This window comes from Roseovarius sp. MBR-78 (genome assembly GCF_040547535.1).
Lineage (GTDB): Bacteria > Pseudomonadota > Alphaproteobacteria > Rhodobacterales > Rhodobacteraceae > Roseovarius.
Map to the genome: position 1 here is coordinate 184893 of NZ_JBEPPX010000002.1, position 19113 is coordinate 204005.

The 19113-nt window shown below is 65.7% G+C and carries 19 protein-coding genes; 6 read left to right on the forward strand and 13 right to left on the reverse strand.

Annotated elements, in window-relative coordinates; all coding sequences use genetic code 11:
* Nucleotides 1-13: 13 nt before the first annotated feature.
* The 3 genes from ABIE58_RS02515 to ABIE58_RS02525 are packed head-to-tail and all read right to left on the reverse strand — an operon-like array spanning nucleotide 14 to nucleotide 3292.
* On the reverse strand, nucleotides 14-490 hold the full coding sequence (locus ABIE58_RS02515) for a hypothetical protein (RefSeq protein ID WP_354543102.1): 477 nt from the start codon (nucleotides 488-490) through the stop codon (nucleotides 14-16).
* Complete coding sequence (locus ABIE58_RS02520) at nucleotides 483-1304, reverse strand: ABC transporter ATP-binding protein (RefSeq protein ID WP_354543103.1); 822 nt, start codon at nucleotides 1302-1304, stop codon at nucleotides 483-485. The genes ABIE58_RS02515 and ABIE58_RS02520 overlap by 8 nt, the downstream gene beginning before the upstream one ends.
* Nucleotides 1301-3292, reverse strand: a complete 1992-nt coding sequence (locus ABIE58_RS02525) for an AMP-binding protein (protein ID WP_354543104.1) — start codon at nucleotides 3290-3292, stop codon at nucleotides 1301-1303. Before ABIE58_RS02525 ends, ABIE58_RS02520 begins: the two co-directional genes overlap by 4 nt.
* A gap of 406 nt (nucleotides 3293-3698) precedes the next feature.
* On the opposite strand from ABIE58_RS02525, the gene ABIE58_RS02530 reads away from it, so the two are divergent.
* Nucleotides 3699-5603, forward strand: coding sequence for a hybrid sensor histidine kinase/response regulator (locus ABIE58_RS02530; protein ID WP_354543105.1), 1905 nt, complete (start codon nucleotides 3699-3701; stop codon nucleotides 5601-5603).
* Nucleotides 5600-6304 (forward strand): response regulator transcription factor, encoded by a 705-nt coding sequence (locus ABIE58_RS02535; RefSeq protein ID WP_354543106.1) that lies wholly within the window; start codon nucleotides 5600-5602, stop codon nucleotides 6302-6304. The genes ABIE58_RS02530 and ABIE58_RS02535 overlap by 4 nt, the downstream gene beginning before the upstream one ends.
* A 96-nt stretch (nucleotides 6305-6400) precedes the next feature.
* Here ABIE58_RS02535 and ABIE58_RS02540 read toward each other — a convergent pair whose 3' ends face one another.
* On the reverse strand, nucleotides 6401-6718 hold the full coding sequence (locus ABIE58_RS02540; RefSeq protein ID WP_354543107.1) for a 4Fe-4S binding protein: 318 nt from the start codon (nucleotides 6716-6718) through the stop codon (nucleotides 6401-6403).
* Between the two features lie 118 nt (nucleotides 6719-6836).
* Nucleotides 6837-8036 (reverse strand): hydantoinase/carbamoylase family amidase, encoded by a 1200-nt coding sequence (locus tag ABIE58_RS02545; RefSeq protein WP_354543108.1) that lies wholly within the window; start codon nucleotides 8034-8036, stop codon nucleotides 6837-6839.
* A 217-nt stretch (nucleotides 8037-8253) separates the two neighbouring features.
* Here ABIE58_RS02545 and ABIE58_RS02550 point away from each other — a divergent pair, with 217 nt between their 5' ends.
* Nucleotides 8254-9495, forward strand: coding sequence for an MFS transporter (locus ABIE58_RS02550; RefSeq protein WP_354543194.1), 1242 nt, complete (start codon nucleotides 8254-8256; stop codon nucleotides 9493-9495).
* 382 nt (nucleotides 9496-9877) lie between these two features.
* On the opposite strand, the gene metG is transcribed toward ABIE58_RS02550, so the two are convergent.
* Entirely contained in the window at nucleotides 9878-11590 is a 1713-nt protein-coding gene (gene metG / locus ABIE58_RS02555) for a methionine--tRNA ligase (RefSeq protein ID WP_354543109.1), read from the reverse strand.
* A 208-nt stretch (nucleotides 11591-11798) separates the two neighbouring features.
* Here metG and ABIE58_RS02560 point away from each other — a divergent pair, with 208 nt between their 5' ends.
* On the forward strand, nucleotides 11799-13082 hold the full coding sequence (locus ABIE58_RS02560) for an MFS transporter (protein ID WP_354543110.1): 1284 nt from the start codon (nucleotides 11799-11801) through the stop codon (nucleotides 13080-13082).
* Between the two features lie 16 nt (nucleotides 13083-13098).
* Here ABIE58_RS02560 and ABIE58_RS02565 read toward each other — a convergent pair whose 3' ends face one another.
* Nucleotides 13099-13737 (reverse strand): MT-A70 family methyltransferase, encoded by a 639-nt coding sequence (locus tag ABIE58_RS02565; protein WP_354543111.1) that lies wholly within the window; start codon nucleotides 13735-13737, stop codon nucleotides 13099-13101.
* Complete coding sequence (locus tag ABIE58_RS02570) at nucleotides 13737-14327, reverse strand: BglII/BstYI family type II restriction endonuclease (protein WP_354543112.1); 591 nt, start codon at nucleotides 14325-14327, stop codon at nucleotides 13737-13739. Before ABIE58_RS02570 ends, ABIE58_RS02565 begins: the two co-directional genes overlap by 1 nt.
* A gap of 119 nt (nucleotides 14328-14446) precedes the next feature.
* Between ABIE58_RS02570 and lepA the strand changes: the two genes are divergently transcribed.
* Nucleotides 14447-16246 (forward strand): translation elongation factor 4, encoded by a 1800-nt coding sequence (lepA, locus tag ABIE58_RS02575; protein WP_354543113.1) that lies wholly within the window; start codon nucleotides 14447-14449, stop codon nucleotides 16244-16246.
* A 26-nt stretch (nucleotides 16247-16272) separates the two neighbouring features.
* Here lepA and ABIE58_RS02580 read toward each other — a convergent pair whose 3' ends face one another.
* The gene (locus tag ABIE58_RS02580) at nucleotides 16273-16392 is read right to left on the reverse strand and encodes an entericidin A/B family lipoprotein (RefSeq protein WP_354543114.1); all 120 of its coding nucleotides are present in this window, start codon (nucleotides 16390-16392) and stop codon (nucleotides 16273-16275) included.
* A 144-nt stretch (nucleotides 16393-16536) separates the two neighbouring features.
* Between ABIE58_RS02580 and ABIE58_RS02585 the strand changes: the two genes are divergently transcribed.
* A complete protein-coding gene (locus tag ABIE58_RS02585) occupies nucleotides 16537-16722 on the forward strand; it encodes a CTP synthetase (RefSeq protein WP_354543115.1) in 186 nt (61 codons plus the stop codon).
* Between the two features lie 6 nt (nucleotides 16723-16728).
* Here the strand turns inward: ABIE58_RS02585 and ABIE58_RS02590 are convergent, their stop codons facing one another.
* The 4 genes from ABIE58_RS02590 to ABIE58_RS02605 form a co-directional block, all read right to left on the reverse strand.
* Complete coding sequence (locus ABIE58_RS02590; RefSeq protein WP_354543116.1) at nucleotides 16729-17487, reverse strand: alpha/beta fold hydrolase; 759 nt, start codon at nucleotides 17485-17487, stop codon at nucleotides 16729-16731.
* Nucleotides 17488-17591: 104 nt separating this feature from the next.
* Complete coding sequence (locus ABIE58_RS02595) at nucleotides 17592-18101, reverse strand: periplasmic heavy metal sensor (RefSeq protein ID WP_354543117.1); 510 nt, start codon at nucleotides 18099-18101, stop codon at nucleotides 17592-17594.
* Nucleotides 18101-18460, reverse strand: coding sequence for a hypothetical protein (locus tag ABIE58_RS02600; RefSeq protein WP_354543118.1), 360 nt, complete (start codon nucleotides 18458-18460; stop codon nucleotides 18101-18103). The genes ABIE58_RS02595 and ABIE58_RS02600 overlap by 1 nt, the downstream gene beginning before the upstream one ends.
* Nucleotides 18447-19037, reverse strand: a complete 591-nt coding sequence (locus tag ABIE58_RS02605; RefSeq protein ID WP_354543119.1) for an RNA polymerase sigma factor — start codon at nucleotides 19035-19037, stop codon at nucleotides 18447-18449. Before ABIE58_RS02605 ends, ABIE58_RS02600 begins: the two co-directional genes overlap by 14 nt.
* Nucleotides 19038-19113 lie beyond the last annotated feature (76 nt).

The following is a 19113-nucleotide window of genomic DNA, read 5'->3' on the forward strand; positions in this document are numbered from 1 at the left end:
CGCGCATGTCATGTCAGGCTTCAAGGTTCGTCTCCACGATCCGCAGGGTCAGCGCCCCGTCCGCTTCGGTTTTCTGCACTTCGAGCACCGGCTCGATCCACAGGTGGCTGTGCCAGCGGCCCTCGGCCACCGCCACATAGCGCGCAGCAGCCACGGCCTGCGCGATCCATGCCTCAAACTCCGGCGCATCCATACCCGCCGGATCATGCACCGCGCAGGAAATACGGCCATCCTCGGGCGCGTGCCCGACGATCAGGCTGCGCCCTTCGGCCAGCGCATAGCGCGTCTCGTCGCCGTCGCGTACACCCTGGCCCAAGCCCGCCACCACCGGCGGCACCTGGCTCTCCAGCGCCGACAGGCAGCGCGTCTCGAAATCCGCCCAGGCCCCGGCATGGGCGGCGGCGGGCAGCAACATCGCCAGCGCCGCCGCAGCTAGGGCCAGAGACCCCGGATCGCGTCCGGGGTGATTTCGCGCGGCGAAATCAATCATGCGCCACCCCCAGATAGGCGTCGATCACCGCCTGGTTGCTGCGCACCTCGTCAGGGGTGCCGTCGCCGATCTTCTTGCCGTAATCCATCACCACGACCCGGTCGGAAAGGTCCATCACCACGCCCATGTCATGCTCGATAAGGGCAATCGTGGTGCCGAACTCGTCGTTCACATCGAGGATGAAGCGGCTCATGTCCTCTTTCTCCTCGACATTCATGCCGGCCATCGGCTCATCGAGCAAAAGGATCGACGGCTCGGCGGCCAGCGCGCGGGCAAGCTCCACCCGCTTCTTGAGACCATAAGGCAGACGGCCCACCGGCGTCTTGCGGATGTGCTGGATTTCGAGAAAGTCGATGACCTTCTCCACCGCCTCGCGGTTCTCGACCTCTTCGCGCTCGGCGCGGCCCTTCCAGAGCGCCTGCGCCAGAAGCCCGCTTTTCATCTGCCGGATGCGGCCCGTCATGACGTTGTCGAGCACGCTCATCCCCTCGAAGAGCGCGATATTCTGGAACGTGCGCGCGATGCCCTGCTGCGCCACCTGATAGGGCTTCATCGGCGGCCGCTTCTGGCCCTTATACCACACCTCGCCCTCCTGCGGATTGTAAAAGCCCGAGATGACGTTGAGCATCGAGGACTTGCCGGCACCATTGGGCCCGATGATCGCGCGGATCTCGCCCTCGCGGATATCGAACGAGATATCCTGGATCGCCACCACCCCGCCGAAACGCAGGGTGATATTGCGCATCTCCATCACCACGCCGCCAATCTTGCGGCCGTCCTCGGTGGTATAGCCTTCGGTGCTCATATCGTTCATTGCGCCGCCACCTTCTCTGCCTGCTCCACCGCGACCTGCGCGTCCACGATTTTCAGCGTTGCCGAAATCGCGCCCTTGCGGCCATCCTCATAGGTCACCTCGGTGGTGGTGAATATCTCGTCAGAGCCATCGTAAAGCGCCGTCACCAGATCGCCGAATTTCTCCGAGATCACGTTACGCCGCACCTTGCGCGTGCGCGTCATCTCGCCGTCATCGGCGTCAAGCTCCTTGTGCAGCACAAGGAAGCGATGCACCTGGCAGTGGCTCAGCATCGGATCATCGGCGAGCGAGCGGTTGACCTCCTCGACATGGCCCCGGATCGTTTCCAGCACCTGAGGATGCCCCGCCAACTCCTGATAGGAGGCATAGCCGATATTGTTGCGCTCGGCCCAGTTGCCCACCGCCGTCAGGTCGATATTGATGAAGGCCGTGCATTGATCGCGCTCGTGACCGAACACCACCGCCTCAAGGATGTTGGGGAAGAACTTGAGCTTGTTTTCCACGTATTTCGGGGCAAAGAGCTTGCCATCGATCATGCGGCCCACATCCTTGGCGCGGTCGATGATCCGCAGATGCCCCGATCCCTCCTCGAAGAAGCCCGCGTCGCCGGTGGCGACCCAGCCTTCGGCATCCTTGGTCGAGGCGGTGCTGTCGGCGTTCTTGTAGTAATACTCGAACGTGCCGGGGCTGCGGTAGAACACCTCGCCATTGTCGCCGATGCGCACCTCGACGCCGGGCGCGGGCACGCCCACGGTATCGCTGCGCACCTCGCCATCGGGTTGCAGCGTGATGAACACCGATGCCTCGGTCTGGCCGTAAAGCTGTTTGAGGTTGATGCCGAGCGAGCGGTAGAAATCAAAGATTTCCGGCCCGATCGCCTCGCCTGCCGTATATCCCACCCGCACCCGGCCAAGGCCGAGCGTGTCCTTGAGCGGCCCGTAGACAAGCATGTTGCCAAGGCCATAGCGCAGCCGGTCCATGCCACCCACCGGCTTGCCATCCAGGATCGAGGGGCCGACGCGGCGGGCCACCTCCATGAAATGATCGAACAGCCATTTCTTGAAACGGCCCGCATCCTCCATGCGGATCATCACGTTGGTGAGCTGCGTCTCGAACACGCGCGGCGGGGCAAAGTAATAGGTCGGCCCGATCTCGCGCAGGTCGGTCTGCATCGTCTCGGCGCTTTCAGGGCAGTTGACGCAAAAGCCGCACCAATAGGCCTGCCCGATGGAAAAGATGAAATCGCCCACCCAGGCCATCGGCAGATAGGCGAGCACCTCCTCTTTCACCGTCAGCTTGTCGAAATCCGACGACGAGCGCGACGCCTCGATGATGTTGCGGTTCGAAAGCACCACGCCCTTGGGCTTGCCGGTGGTGCCCGAGGTATAAAGCATCACGCAAACGCTGTCATAATCGAGCTTTTCGCGCCGCGCCTTCAGATCCTCGATGAATTCGTAATAGGCCGCGCGCCCCTGCTCCTGAATGTCGATAAAGCGGTGGAGCTTGTGGTGGTCGTATTTGCGCAAGCCGCGCGGATCGACATAGATGATATGCTCAAGCTGGTGCAGCTCTTCCTGCACCTCGATCAGCTTGTCGACCTGCTCCTGGTCCTCGACGATGGCAAAGCGCGCGCCGCAATGCTCCATCACATAGGCCATCTCGGGGGCGGCGGCATCCTGGTAGAGCGGCACCGGGATTGCCCCCACTGATTGCGCGGCGACCATCGCCCAGTAGAAATACGGCCGGTTGCGCCCGATGACGGCGACGAAATCGCCCTCGTTCACACCAAGGTTCAGCAGGCCCAGCGCCAGCGCCTCGATCTCGGCCTCGGTCTCGGCCCAGGTCCAGGCCTGCCAGATGCCGTATTCCTTTTCGCGGTAGGCGTGCCGCCCCGCAAACATCGTGGCGTTGCGTTGCAATAGCGCCGGAATGGAGCGCGCTCCATCCGTCGGTTGTGACGGCTGTGCCAAGTCTATCTCCTCCCTCATGCCCGCATCCTCCACACGGGCCGCGCCCCTTGGGGGCGCGATTCTTACCGCCTCAAAGGTGCGCGTTTATTGCTGACGGTCAACTTTTTCCTGAACGTGTCGCAATTCTTACGAATTGTAAGCGGCGCGGGAACGGCCTTTGCGCCCCCCGGCTTCGGTGCTAGCGTTTGTCACATGACACAACGTATCCGGCGTTGTGCGGGAGAACGCTCAAGGCCTTGAACCGATATTCGCCCCTTTTCCCCCGCGCGGAATCAAGGCGCGCCATGGCGCGCCGTCGCGCGAGCGCCCGTCCGCCCCCTCGGGCGGGCACCCGCGCGGCCCCTCCCAAAACGTCGAAGTCCCAACCAAGCCAATCACGACACCCCCGGCTTCGGTGTTAGCCAAGACTGAGAAGGGACCGGGAATGACCCCCATGCACACAGACCATGACGCCATGACGATGGCCGGGCTGAACCTCATTCAGCAGGCGCTCACCATCTATGATCGCGGCTTGCGCCTTGCCGTGTGCAACCGCCGCTTTCAGGAAATGTTCGCCCTGCCCGACGCGCTGGTGACGCCGGGGGCGGATTTCGCCGACACGATCCGCTTTCTCGCGCAGCGCGGGGATTACGGCGATGTCGGCGATGTCGAGGATTTCGTGGCCAGCCGCGTCGAGATCGCCCGCGCGTTTAAGCCGCATTACATGGAGCGCACCCGCGCCAATGGCCGCACCATTTCCGTCGAGGGCACGCCCCTGCCGCAAGGCGGCTGGGTCACCGTCTATACCGACATCACGCCCGCCAAACGCCAGGAGGCGCTGTTGCGCGCCCGCTCCGAGGAACTCTCGGACCAGATCCTGACCTATTCCGAGGATCTCGCCACCGCCAACCGCGAGTTGCAGGCCACCATCACCGCGCTGGAAGAGGCCAAGCGCCAGATCACCGAGGCCGAGGCGCGCACGCGGCTGACCGCCGAAATGATGCCCGCCCATATCGCCCATATCGGGCCTGACCGCCGCTATACCTATTCCAACCGGCGGCTGACCTCGATCATGCCCGGATCGCGCGCCGATCTCATCGGGGTGCACGCAGCCGAGGTGCTTGGCCCCGAAACATGGGCCGTGCTCGACCCCGAACTTGGCCGCGCCTATGCCGGGCAGGCGTCGGTTTTCGAATTCACCCATGCGCCAAGCTCGCGCCGCGTGCGCGTGGCGCTGACGCCCGATCCGATCTCGGGCGGCGTCTATATCCTGTCGATGGACATCACCGAGGAAAGCCAGACCCGCGCCGCCCTGCAACAGACCCGGCGGCGCGAGATGGCGGCGCAACTGACCTCCGGATTGGCGCATGATTTCTCTAACCTGCTGACGATCATTCTGGGGATGCAGTCGCGCCTTGCGCGCATGGGCCTGCCTGCGGAGGCGCGCGAACTGATTGACGCCACCCTTGCGGCAGCGCGGCGCGGCGGCGGGCTTCTGGGCCGCATCGCCGACATGACCGGCCCGCGCGGGCACGAGCCGGTGCCCACCGACCTTGCCGCCTTCCTCGCCGATCTCGACACGCTGGCGCGCTCGGCCCTGCCCTCGGGCGTGGCGCTGCATATCGAGTCCGCCCCCTGCGGGCGCATCCTGCTCGATACCGGCATGTTGCAGGATTCGCTGCTCAACCTCGTTCTCAATGCCCGCGACGCCTGCGCGCATCACGGCCGGATCACGCTCACCGTGCGCCCGGTGCAGGAAACATGGATCGAATTCACGGTGAGCGATACCGGCCCCGGCTTCTCGGCGCAGGCGCTCGAACACGCGCTCGATCCGTTCTTCACCACCAAGGGCGGCGAGGGCTCGGGCCTTGGCCTCGCGATGGTCTATGACATGACCAAGCTCGCGGGCGGGCGCATCACGCTGGGCAATACCGACACGGGCGGGCGCGTCACGCTGCGCCTGCCGCTGCGGCCTGCGGGCGATGCGCGCCCCCCCGGCCTAGTGCTGCTGGTCGAGGACAGCCCCGACCTGCGCTCGGCGCTGCGCGACATGCTGCGCGCCGCGGGCCATAGCGTGATCGAGGCCGCAGGCGTGGACGAGGCCGCCGAAATCCTGGGCGACTTGCCCGAGATATCCGCCATCCTGTCTGATATCGTGCTCGAGGGCGCGCGCACCGGCATTGACCTTGCCGCCCTGCCGCGCCCCGCCGCCTGCCCGCTGGTGCTGATGACCTCGCTGCCGCCCGAAGACCCGCTTCACCGCGCCGCCGCCCGCGTCGCCCCGGTGCTGCGCAAACCCTTTACCGCCGCACAGCTTGACGCCGCCCTGTCCACCGGAGACCGCCGATGACCCCCGTCCCGCTCGTGACCATCCTCGACGACGAACCCGCGATCCGCACCATGCTCGCCGAGGCGCTGGAAGAGGCCGGATTTCGCACCATGGCCTTTGGCCGCGCGACCGAGTTCGAGGCCGCGCTGCGCCGCACCAATCCCGATGTCTGCCTGGTCGACCTGTCGCTGCCCGACCGCGACGGGCTCAGCCTTGTGCACCGGCTGGCGCTGGAACAGGGCGCGACCGTCATCATCATATCGGGGCGCGCGCAGGTGCAGGACCGGGTGACCGGGCTGGAGCTGGGCGCGGATGACTACATCATCAAGCCGTTTGACCCCGCCGAGGTGGTGGCGCGCATCCGCGCCCGCCTGCGCCGGGGCACGCCCGCGCCCGCCACCGGCGAGGTGGCGCGCTTTGGCGGCTGGGTGGCGCATTTTGATCGCTATGTTCTGGAGGACGAGACCGGGTCAGAGACGCCCTTTTCCCATGCCGAGGGCGAGGTGCTGCGGCTGTTTCTTGAACGCCCCAAGCGGCTCATCTCGCGGCAAGCGATGCAGGAGGCACTCGGCGGCGCGGCGGGCGAAAGCTTTGACCGGGCGATGGACGTGCGCATCTCGCGCCTGCGCACCAAGCTGCGCGAAGACCCGAAAAACCCCCGCCTCATCAAGACGATCTACGGCGCGGGATATATTTTTCTGGGGGATGTGGCTTGGGGCTGACATGCCGCTGTCATCCTCGGGCCTGAGCCGAGGATCTCCAGCCGCACGAGATCGCCCGGTCACGCCCGACGACGACGGCCCGGCAAGCACAAGGCCTCAGCGCAGGCTGACCACCGGCGTATCCTCTTTCATGATGCGCTTCAGCCCGAGCCGTGTTTCCAGTGTCAGATTGATCGCCCCGTGGGTGCAGACATCCGCGCAAAGCCCGCACTGCCCGCAGGTCTCCATCGCGATCACCACCGGCAAACGCGCGTCATCGAGGCCTATGATCTGCTTCGGGCATACCTCCACGCAATCCCCGCACCCGGTGCACCGATCCATTAGCCGCGACTCACACAGCGCCCCCGGCGGGCGCTTCTGCATGGCAAGCCGCTGACGGTTGGAAATCGACCCGTTCTGCAATTCATACCACATGTCCGGCAGCCTCCTCTGTCTGACCCATGATCCTCTTCCCTGCCAAAGTAAAAAGACAGCAAGGGCGCGCCGCCCATGATCCAGATCAATGCAAGTCGCGCAAAAGGCTTGATCTGCCTCACCCCAGCCGCGCCACCGCCCCCGCCAGCACCTCCAGCCCCACCACAAGATCCGCCTCGGCGGTATCCTCGGCGAATGCGTGGCTGATCCCGTCGATCGAGGGGACAAACAGCATCGCCGAGGGCATCAGCCGCGCCACGTTGGTGGCGTCATGCAGCGCGCCCGATGGCATCTGCCGCCAGCGCCCCGGCGCCACCGCCTCGGCGGCCCCGCACAGCGCCTCGCGCAGCCGCGCATCGGTGGGCATCGGCTCCAGCCCCAGAAGATCGCCGAAACTCAGCCCCAACCCCATCTCGCGCGCCACCTCGGCCGCGGTGTCGCGGATGATCTCCTCCATCCGGGCCAGCCTGCCCGCGTCGCCATCGCGCCATTGCATCGAGAACGTGGCCCGGCCCGGCACGATGGAATGCGCGTCCGGGTGCAACCGCACATGGCCGATGGTCCACACCGTCTGCGGCGTGACCACCCCCGCCAGCCGCTCGTTGAGCAACGCGTTGAACCGAGCCAGCCCCTGGAACGCGTCGCGGCGGCGGTGCATCGGCGTAGTGCCGGCGTGGTTCTGCTCGCCCTCCAGCGTGATGCGCATGTCGCGGATACCGACGATATCGGTGACCACCCCCACCGCCTCGCCCGCCTCATATAGCCACGGTCCCTGCTCGATATGCATCTCGATGAAGCCCGAGAATTGCCCCGGATCGACGAACTCCCCCGCCTCCCCGGCGATCGCCGCCCGCGCTTCGGCAAAGCTCACGCCGTCGCGGTCGGTCTGCCGGTCGGCATCGTCGAGCGCCAGCATCCCCGCCCAGATCGCGCTTCCGGTGGTGACGCCAAAGCGCCCCTCCTCGTCCTGGAACGACACCACCGAGACCGGCGGCCCGCCCGCGTCCTGCGCCGCCCGCGCGATCTCCAGCGCCGCGATCACGCCCAGCGCGCCATCGAGCCAGCCGCCCTCGGGCTGGCTGTCGGTATGGCTGCCCAGAAGGATCGAGCGGCCCTCGGCCAGGCCAAAGAGATTGCCCACCGGATCGACATGCACCGCCAGCCCCGCCGCCCGCATCTCGCCCGCGAGCCACGTGCGCGCCGCCAGATCGGCCTCGGAAAACGCCGGGCGCACCACGCCGCGCCCCACCCCCGCCGCGCCGAATGCGCGCAGCCGGTGCAGATCGGCCAGAAATCTCTCGGGGTTCACTTGCATCATATCCATCCTCCTTCTCGCATATCCACAACAGGGACCACATCAGCGCCGCGATGACCAGCCCCGCGCCATCCTCGCCCATGCGCCGGGTGGGAAGGGCGACACGCCCGGACTGGAAAGCAGGGGGACCGGGGCAAGATATCCGCGCCGGACCCGAAACCGACACCGGCATGTCGAAAACGCGCGGGCCTTGCGGGGTGCGCCTGCGATGCTGGGCATCATGCGCCTCATCATTTCCTTCGCCGCTCTCTTCCTGTCGGTCGTGCTGTTGCAACTCTCGACCGGCGGCGTCGGGCCGCTCGATGCGCTTTCGGGCCTCACGCTGGGGTTTTCCACCGCCGAGATCGGCCTGCTCGGATCGGCGCATTTCGTGGGGTTTTTCATCGGGTGCTGGTTCGCACCGCGCCTCATGGGCAGTATCGGCCATTCGCGCGCCTTTGCCGCCTTTACCGCCGCCGGGGCCATCGGGCTTCTGGCGCATATGATGGTCACCGACCCCTATGCTTGGGCGCTGATGCGAGTGGCGTCGGGGCTGTGTGTGGCGGGGTGCTACACGGTGATCGAGGCATGGTTGCAGGCCAAGGTCACCAACGAGACGCGCGGCCGCACGATGGGCGTCTACCGGGTGGTGGACATGGGCGCGTCGCTAGCCGCGCAATTGCTGATTTCGGTTTTGTCCCCAGCGGCCTATGTCTCCTACAACCTGCTGGCCATGCTGTGTTGCGCGGCGCTTTTGCCGCTCACCCTGTCGCGTCTGCGCGAGCCCGAGACGCCCGAAGCCCCGCGCCTGCGCCCGATGCTGCTCATTGCCTGCTCGCCGCTGGCCACGGCGGGCGTGCTGGTGGCGGCGCTCTCATCGGCCTCGTTCCGCATGGTCGGGCCGCTTTATGGCCAGCAGGTCGGCCTCGCCATCGACCAGATCGCCGGGTTCCTGGCGGTTTTCGTCCTCGGCGGGGCGGTGGCGCAATACCCGGTGGGCTGGCTGGCGGACCGCTATGACCGCCGCTGGGTGCTCATCGGCCTGTCGCTCGCGGCGATCCTGTCGTGCCTGTCGACCGCCACCATCGAGGGGCTGGGCACCCCCGGTATCCTCGCCACGGCGTTCTTCTTCGGCATGACCACCTTTCCGATCTACTCGACCTCGGCGGCCCATGCCCATGATTTCGCCGAGGCGCATGAGCGGGTTGAGCTATCGGCGGCGCTGATGTTCTTCTTTGCCGTGGGGGCGATGGCGGCGCCGCTCATGGCCTCGACGCTGATCGAGGCCTATGGCCCGCCCGCGATGTTCTACATGATCGCGATGGGCCACGGCCTGCTCGTGGTATTCGGCCTCATACGGATGCGGATGCGGCCTGCCGCCGAGACGCGCACCAGCTATATCTGGTCGCCGCGCACCTCGTTCCTGATCGGACGGCTGACCGGGCGCAGCCGGGATCGCACCGGTGAGGGCAATGGCCCTTGAAAAGGCCGCTGCCTCGCCGCGAGTGTTCGACATCTCACAGATGTTGCCCAATGATGCTCCGGCCTGCCATGTTGCGCAATGCGGTGCGGTAGGCGTCGTGAGGGGCCTTCAGCCGCCATTCGATATGATGCGATGAGCCGCGCGGGTGCCCGTCCGCCGGGTGGGCGCTGCAACCTCTGTGGAATGCGCTTTATGGGGCAAAATACTTGAACGCTTGTGAGGGTTGCAGCGTTGCAAAAGCGCCCGCCCGAGGGGGCGGACGGGCGCTCGCGCGGCGGCGCGCAAGCGCGCCTTGTTCCGCGCGGGGTAATACTTCAACGTCCGCGTCAGGCCAGAAACGTCCCCCGTGCAGCATCGGGCTCTTCGTGTCCGGTGTCGAACGCTAGGTCCGCTGGCCCGCGAACCGCGTCTGCCAATCCTCGCGCGCCTCGTCGGTGATCTTGGAGAAGAGCACCTCGGGCGTGGTGAAGGCGTGCCCCGGTTTCAGCACATCGAGCGCGGCGGGCACATCGTCTGGCCAGCCATCATCGCCGGTCTGCATCGCCGTCACCATCGCCTGCGCCGCGTCGGGGATGAAGGGGGCAGACAGCACCGCGTAGAGGCGGATGAGGTTGAGCGCGAGGCGGATTTGCATCGCGGCTTGCTCGGGGTCGGCTTTGAAGGTGGACCACGGCGCCGCCTCTTGCAGGTATTCGTTGCCCTCGACCCAGATGGCGCGCAGCGCGGCGGCGGATTTGCGCACCTCCATCGCCTCCATATGCGCCTCATACTCGCGGATGCGGGTGCTCAGGCGGGCGATCAGCGCCTCTTCCTGTGGGCCATATGATCCGCCCTCGGGCACCGCCTCGCCGAATTTCGAGCGGCAGAACTTGGTCACGCGAGAGACGAAATTGCCCAGAACATCCGCCAGATCCTTGTTCACGCTGGCCTGAAAATTCTCCCATGTGAACTCGGAATCCGAGCTTTCGGGCGCGTGGCTCAAGAGCCACCAGCGCCAGTAATCGGCGGGCAGAATGTCAAGCGCCTGATCCATGAACACGCCGCGCCCGCGCGAGGTGCTGAACTGGCCACCGTCATAATTCAGGTAATTGAACGATTTGATGTAATCGACCAGCTTCCACGGCTCTCGCGATCCAAGGATCGTGGCGGGAAAGCCGAGCGTGTGAAAGGGCACGTTATCCTTGCCCATGAACTGCGTATAGCGGACATCATCGGCGCCCTTGTCGGTGCGCCACCAGCGTTCCCAATCCGTGCCCTTGCCCGCATCGACCCATTCCTGCGCGCAGGCGATATATTCGATGGGGGCATCGAACCAGACGTAGAACACCTTGCCCGCCATCCCCGGCCAATCCTCGTCGCCGCGCCGCACCGGGATGCCCCAATCCAGATCACGGGTGATGCCGCGATCCTGCAGGCCTTCGCCATCGTTCAGCCATTTTTTCGCAATCGAGGTGGTGAGGATCGGCCAATCGGTCTTGCTGTCGATCCACGCCTCAAGCTCGTCCTTCATCTGTGACTGGCACAGGTAAAGGTGCTTGGTCTCGCGCATCTCAAGATCGGTCGCACCCGAGATGACCGAACGGGGGTTGATGAGGTCGACCGGGTCAAGCTGCTTGGTGCAGTTGTCGCATTGATCGCCGCGCGCGGACTCGAAGCCGCAATTGGGGCAGGTGCCCTCGATATAGCGGTCGGGCAGATAGCGCCCGTCGGTGGGCGAATACATCTGCGTTTCCGACACTTCGCGGATCAGGCCCTGCTCATGCAGGCGCTTGGCGAAATGCTGGGTCAGGCGGTGGTTCTGCGGGCTGGAGGAGCGCCCGAAATGATCAAAGCTGAGGCGAAAGCCATCCGAGAGCCGCTTTTGCACCTGCCACATCTCGGCGCAATATTCGGCCACCGGTTGCCCCGCCTTGGCGGCGGCCAGTTCGGCGGGGGTGCCGTGTTCGTCGGTGGCGCAGAGAAACAGCACCTCATGGCCGCGCGCGCGGCAGTAGCGGGCAAAGAGATCGGCGGGAAGCTGGCTGCCCACCAGGTTGCCCAGATGCTTGATCCCGTTGATATAGGGGATCGCGGAGGTGATGAGGTGACGTGCCATCGTGCCGGACTGCCTTTGTCGCCTGTGTGTGCTGTTGCCCGCATGTAACCGCCCCGTGCCCAAAGTGCCAGAGCCCGCACCTCGGCCCGCCGCAGATTCACGCCGGCCGGGGTGAGGGGACGGGATGGCAAATCCGGTTTGACGCACCAAATGCGCGGTGTAGCGGCACCACCGGAAAAGGGCCGTCAGGCAAAAGGAGGCGCGCGCGATGTTCAAGGTTCTCGGCTCGGTCTGGGCGCTTTTGCTGGGCATGATGCTGGTGATGATCGGCAACGGGATGCAGGCCACGCTGATGGGGGTGCGCGGTGGCATCGAGGGCTTTGGCACGCTGCAACTCTCGATCATCACCTCGGCCTATTTCCTGGGCTTTCTGATCGGCAGCCGGATGACGCCCGAGATGATCCGCCGGGTCGGGCATGTGCGGGTCTTCGCGGCGCTTGGCTCGTTCATCTCAGCGGGGCTGATCGCGTTTCCGGTGCTGACCGATCCCTATAGCTGGACGGCGATCCGGGTTCTGCTCGGGTTCTGCCTGTCGGGGGTTTACGTGACGGCCGAAAGCTGGCTCAACAACGCCGCGACCAACGCCACGCGGGGCAAGATCCTGTCGGCCTACATGATCGCGCAGACCTCGGGGATCATCGCGGCACAGGGCCTGATGAATCTCGGCGATGCGGCGGGGTTTTTGCTGTTCGTGGTGCCCTCGATCCTCGTCTCGCTCAGCTTTGCGCCGATCCTGCTATCGGCCTCGCCCACGCCCGCCTTCGCGACCGACAAGCCGATGACCCTGCGCCAGCTTTACCGCAGTTCGCCGCTCGCGAGCGTCGGCATGTTGATCCTTGGCGGGATTTTCGCGGCGCAGTTCGGCATGGCCTCGGTCTACGGGGCGAGGGCCGGGCTGAGCGTGGGCCAGATCAGCGGTTTCGTGGCGTCGATTTTCATCGGGTCGATGATCTGTCAGATGCCGATCGGGTGGCTGTCGGACCGGATGGACCGGCGCTGGCTCATTCTCGGTGTCTCGGTCATCGGCGCGGTGAGCACCGGTATCGGCGCGTTTCTCGGCTCCGATTTCAAGACCCTGCTGGTGCTGGGCCTTGTCATGGGGGGCATGGCGTCGCCGCTTTATTCGCTGTTCATCGCCTATACCAACGATTTCCTGGAGGTCGAGGACATGGCCGCCGCCTCGGGCGGGCTGGTCTTTGTCTACGGGATAGGGGCGATTTTCGGGCCGATGGTCACCGGCCAGTTGATGGAGGTCGTGGGCCCGCACGGGTTCTGGCTGTTTCTCGCGGCGCTGTTCACGCTCATCGCGGGTTATGCGGCATGGCGGATGACGCGGCGGCCCTCGGTGCCGGTGGACGAGACCGGGGCCTATGTGGGCGTGTCGCCCACCGGCTCGCCGGTGGCGCTGGCGGCGGCGCAGGAATGGTATGTCGAGACCGCCGGGGAGAGCGCGGCAGCGCAACCGGGTTCACCGTCTGGCAGCCCGCCCTGAGGCCCTCAGCGGCCCTCTACCGGCGCAGCCGCACCACATTGGCCTGCGAATGGTTGGCATAGGTATCCCAGGTCGGCTCGTAATGCTCAGCCTGGTTGCCCCACACCTCCCAGCCCGGACGCGGGCCACGGGCGAACATCTCCAGCCGTGCGCCGAAGCTGCACCGCTCGATCAGGTCATACTGCTCGTCGGGCTTGCGGCTGTGTTCACGTTTCTGCGTGCACAGGATATTCTCCTGCGAGCGCCCCGGTGCCAGAGTGCGCGCATTCTTGCCGCGCACCCCGAACAAGAGCACTTCCGTCACATTGCGGAAATAGAACCCCACGCCGCGCCGGTCCGGCCCGCCATCCTTGCGCGTCTTGTACCAGATGATGTTGCTCTTATACTTGAAGCCCCAATGCTCCATCACCTTCAGGCCGTCGGGCAAAAGCGCATTTGGGACCCAGAGATAAAGGTGCGCCGGATCGCCCGCGGCCGCCTCGACCGGCAGATCGCAGATCGCGTCGAGCGTCATCGTGGGATAGCGCGACAGGCGCTTGTGCTCGGGAGCCATCTTGCCGGTGCGGTTCTGGAACTGCCAGGGCGGATCGGCGAGGATCGTCTGGAACTTGCGTCCCGCCGCGAAAGTCAGAAAATCGGCGTTCGCATCGCTCATCAGTCAGTCTCCTGGTAAAGTGCCGCTGTGATCCCGAAGACCAGAAGCGGACAGCCCGCAGCGCCGCCCCCTTCGATCTTGGGCAGAAGCTTGGACATGTGGGTGGTCGAGGCACCATAGGATGATCCTCGCCCGATTTCCTTGAAAATTCGTTGCAATTCGTCGGCGCGCGTGATGATCACCCCGACGCTGACCGCGCGCAGATCGAAGAGCAGGCGGAAGTTGTTAAGATCTCTGTCGAAAAACGGATCCTTGTTGTTCCACTCGATCTCAAGTGCCACGCCGTTGCGGTAACAGTCGATCTGATGGGTGGGCGAGTCAAGCCGTTGTCCATCGAGCATCACGCCTGTCTCGAATTTCTTCTCCGACCAGCCGCGCCCATAAAGAAACGAGTCGATGAACCCTGACACCTTCGATTTGCTGCCGCCACCGGTGGCAATCCACGACCGCCGCAAGCGAAAGGCGCGCAGCACGTCCAAAATGTCGCGCCACTCCTCGGGAAAATCCTGTGACAGGATCGCGCTCGCGTGTTTCCACTCGTGACACTGATAGTGCTCCCAAATGAAATCCCCGACACGTTCCCGCAACATCTTGGCTCTCCCGGCTGGCCCCCTACCGTAGTTTGCGTTTCCTCATCCCGCAATCGTAAAGCGGCCCCACACCCGTCCCACCTTGACCAACCCCCCGTTCCCCGCCATATGCCAAAGCCATGACACCGCTCAGCCAGATCCGCAATTTCTCCATCGTGGCGCATATCGACCACGGTAAATCCACGCTTGCCGACCGGCTGATCCAGATGACGGATACGGTCGCCGAGCGGGACATGAAGGAGCAGCTTCTCGACTCGATGGATATCGAGCGCGAGCGCGGCATCACCATCAAGGCCAACACCGTACGCATCGACTATAGCGCGCTCGACGGCCAGCAATACGTGCTCAACCTCATCGACACGCCGGGGCATGTGGATTTCGCCTACGAGGTCTCGCGCTCGATGCGCGCGGTCGAGGGCTCGCTTCTGGTGGTGGATTCGACCCAAGGGGTCGAGGCGCAGACGCTGGCCAATGTCTATCAGGCCATCGACGCGGGCCACGAGCTTGTGCCGGTGCTCAACAAGATCGACCTGCCCGCCTCGGATATCGTGCGCACCGCAGAGCAGATCGAGGAGGTGATCGGCATCGACGCCTCCGGCGCGATCCCCGTCTCGGCCAAGACCGGCGAGGGGATCCGCGAGACATTGGAGGCAGTCATCGCCCATCTGCCGCCGCCCAAGGGCGACCGCGACGCGCCCCTGAAGGCGATGCTGGTGGACAGCAAATACGATCTCTATCTCGGCGTGGTGGTGCTGGTGCGGATCATGGACGGCGTCATGAAGAAGGGCGACCGCATCCGCATGTTGCAGACCGGGGCCACCTATAACGTGGAACGCATCGGCGTGTTCCGCCCGGCGATGACCGTGGTCGAGGAATTGGGGCCGGGCGAGATCGGGTTCATCACCGCCTCGATCAAGCAGGTGCGCGACACCAAGGTGGGCGACACGATCACCCACGAAAAACGCCAATGCGCCAAGGCGCTGCCGGGGTTCAAACCCTCGGTGCCGGTGGTGTTCTGTGGCCTCTTCCCGGTGGATTCGTCGCAATTCGAGGATCTGCGCGACGCCATCGACAAGCTTGCCCTCAACGATGCCTCGTTCAGCTTCGAGATGGAAAGCTCTGCCGCGCTCGGCTTTGGCTTTCGCTGCGGGTTCCTGGGGCTCTTGCACCTCGAGGTGATCCGCGACCGGATCGAGCGCGAGTATGATATCGAGCTGATCACCACCGCGCCGTCGGTGATCTATCACCTCTACATGCGCGACGGAACGCGCATCGACCTGCACAACCCCGCCGACATGCCCGACCCCTCGCTGATCGAACGCGTCGAGGAGCCGCGCATCAAGGCCACGATCCTGGTGCCCGACGACTATCTTGGCGACGTGCTCAAGCTGTGTCAGGACCGGCGCGGCATCCAGATGGACCTGACCTATGCTGGCGCGCGGGCGATGGTTGTTTATGATCTGCCACTCAACGAGGTGGTGTTCGATTTCTACGACCGGCTGAAATCGGTGACCAAGGGCTATGCCAGCTTTGACTATCAGCTAGAAGGCTACCGCGAGGACAAGCTGGTGAAGATGCAGGTGCTTGTGAATGACGAGCCGGTGGACGCGCTGTCCATGATGGTGCATCGCGACCGCGCCGAGATGCGGGGCCGCGCCATGTGCGAGAAGCTCAAGGACCTGATCCCGCGCCACATGTTCAAGATCCCCATTCAGGCGGCCATCGGCGGCAAGGTCATCGCCCGCGAGACGCTCTCGGCGTTGCGCAAGGACGTGACCGCCAAGTGTTATGGCGGCGATGCGACGCGCAAGAAGAAGCTGTTGGAAAAGCAGAAGGCCGGCAAGAAGAAGATGCGCCAGTTCGGCAAGGTCGAGATTCCGCAAGAGGCGTTCATCTCGGCCTTGAAGATGGATAGCTAGGGCGGGGTTTCCCCCGCCCGCCCGGCTCAGTTCGCCGTTTTCTGGATCGCCTTTCCGGCTTTCTGGATGTCCTGCCCAGCGCCCTCCACGGTTTCACACCCCGCAAGGCCCGCCAAGGCCACCAGCGCAACGATAACGTATTTCATGTCTGTCTCCTGTTTGCATGGTGCCTTGATACAGCGCGACATGGGGCGTCGCAATTGCGATTCTGGCCTGACCCAGATCAAGGCACCCGCCCGGCGCGGCCGCTATCCTGTGCCACGACGCGCCTCAACCCCCGGAGACCTCCAATGCTGCGCCTTGGTTTCATCCTGCATCTCTTCATCGGCTCCACCCTTGCCGGCTCTGCGGTCATCGCCGCGCTGGTGATGGGGCAGGACACGGTGCGCCCGATCCTGATCGCCGCCGCGCTTGGCTTTGTGGCGGCCATTCCGGTGACATGGCTGGTGGCTGCAAGGCTCTACGAGGACCGCTGAGCGCGCCTAGCTGTCGAGCCACCCACGCACCGCCGCCTCGAATTCGCGCGGCTTTTCGGCGTGGAGCCAATGGCCCGCGCCGGGGATGCGCGCGAAACGGGCGGCGGGAAAGAGCGCATTGATCGCCGGGCGATGCGCGGGCGCGATATAGTCCGACTCTGCCCCGCCGAGAAAGAGCGTGGGGCCGTCATAGACCGCCGACACCTCTGGAAAGCCGAGGATTTTCGGCATTTCGCGCGCCAGCGTATCAAGGTTGAGCATCCAGCGCCGGGCCTTCACGTCGAGCGATTGGAGGAAGAACGGCACGAGGTCGGGATTGTCCACCACCTCCAATAGCTGCGCGCCCGCGTCCGAGCGCCGCTCCACCGTGCCAAGATCGACCGATTTCATCGCCTCGACATATTGTATCTGCGAATGCGGATAGGCCACCGGCGCGATATCGGCCACGATCAGCCGGTTCACCAGATCCGGGTGGCGCAGCGCCAGCATCATCGCCGCCTTGCCGCCCATCGAATGGCCCAGCACATCCCACGCGCCACCCAGGGCGCGCACCACCTGCGCGAGGTCACCCGCCATGTCCTCGTAGCCATGCGTGTCGAACCACGGGCTGTTGCCGTGGTTGCGCATATCCACCGCGACCACGCGGCGGCCTTCCGACAGCCGTTTCGCGATCACGCCCCAGTTGCGCGCCGAGCCATAAAGCCCGTGTGCAATCAGCAATCCGGGCGCGTCGGTGGCGTGGCCATGTTCGATCATGTTCAACATGGGCGATTTCATAGCCGCGCCCGACCACGATGACCAGCCCCGGCTTTGCCCCGAATCCGGGCCGCGGCACCCGTGGCGGGGGTATTGGGCGGTCTGCGCTCCGCTCAGGGCGTGCCCCGGCGATGGTGCCCGTCATGATGCCGCCAGCGGCTCACCTGCTCTTCGAGCCGGTCGGCATAGGCGGCGCGCTCGGGCGCGCTTAGCTGTGCGAGATGCGCCACCAACGCGGCGTGCCCGGCCTCGAACCGGCCCGCCACCTGCGCGCGCTGCGCCTCAAGACGCGCGGCCACCCGCGCCGGATCAAACGGCTCTGCGCGCAGATCCCCCAGCAGCGCGTCGAAGCCTTCGCGCAGCGCCGCGCGGCGGGCCTCATGCGCCGCGCTCTGTGCCCGCAGCCGCGCGGCGATGGCGGCGCGCCCACCGGCATTGAGCGCATGGGTAAGCGGCCCGCCAAGGTTTGCCAGCCGCGCGGAATGCGGTGCATCGCGCCCATGAGGCCCGATCCCGTGGCGCAGCACCCAGCCGCCGATCGCCCCCGCAACGGCGAGGTTGAACGCCAGCGACACGATCAGCACGATCCGCCAGCCGCGCCCCTGTGATATCTCTTGCGACATCAGAAATCCCCCGCTGTATCAAAGGCGATATCGGGCGCGACATCGACCAGGTAATCGGCCTCGCCGCCTGCGATCACAACCTCGGGCAGCGCCAGCCCGATCCACACCCCCGCCAGCCCCGCCGCCGCCAGCCCCGCCAGCGCGGGCCAGCCGCCCAGCCCCTGCCGGATGCGCGCGGTAAGCCCGAGCCATGGCCGTTGCCGGGGCCGGGGGGGCGCAAACCGCGCCTGCTCGGCCTCTGCCTGCGCCAGCACCCGCGCCAGCAAATCGGGCGACGGGGCGGGTGCCGCGCGCTGCGCGGCGGCAAAGAACGGCTCCAGCGCCGCCTGCTCCTGCCTGTCCTTGTCAGTCATCGACATATCCCAGATCCTCCTTGCGCATGACGAGCGCCGCCGTCAGCGCGCGCCGCCCGCGCGTGGTCAGGCTTTCGACCGCCTCGGTGGTGGTCTCCATGATCGCGGCGATCTCGGGGTTGGCCAGCCCCTCGATATGGCGCAGCACCACCGCCTGCCGCTGTCGTTCGGGCAAATCCGCGAGCGCGGCCTGCAATGCCTCGGCGCGGGCGGCGTCCTGCATCCGCGCGGGGGCGTCGGGGCCGGGATCGGGCGGCTCTGCCACGGCGTCGAGCGCCACCGTGCCGCCGCGCGCCCGACGCCGCCGGTCGATGCACAGGTTGGCCACCACCCGGTAAAGCCATGTCGTGACCCGCGCCTCGCCCGCGCGCCAGTGCGGGGCCTGCCGCCAAAGCCGCAGCATCGCCTCCTGCGCCACCTCCTCGGCCTCGGCCCGGTTGCCCAGAAGCCGCGCGGCATGGGCCAGCACCCGCGGCACAAGCCGCAGCGTCAGCACCCGCGCCGCCGCCGCCTCGCCCGCGGCAAAGGCCGCGAGCAAATCCTCGTCGGGCAGGTCGCTGCGGTCATCAAGCGGCATGGTCATGCGCATCAGGCTAGGGCCGCGCCGCCCATGTCACAAGCCGTGTCAGGGGCCGTGTCACGGGCGGCGGGCGAATGGC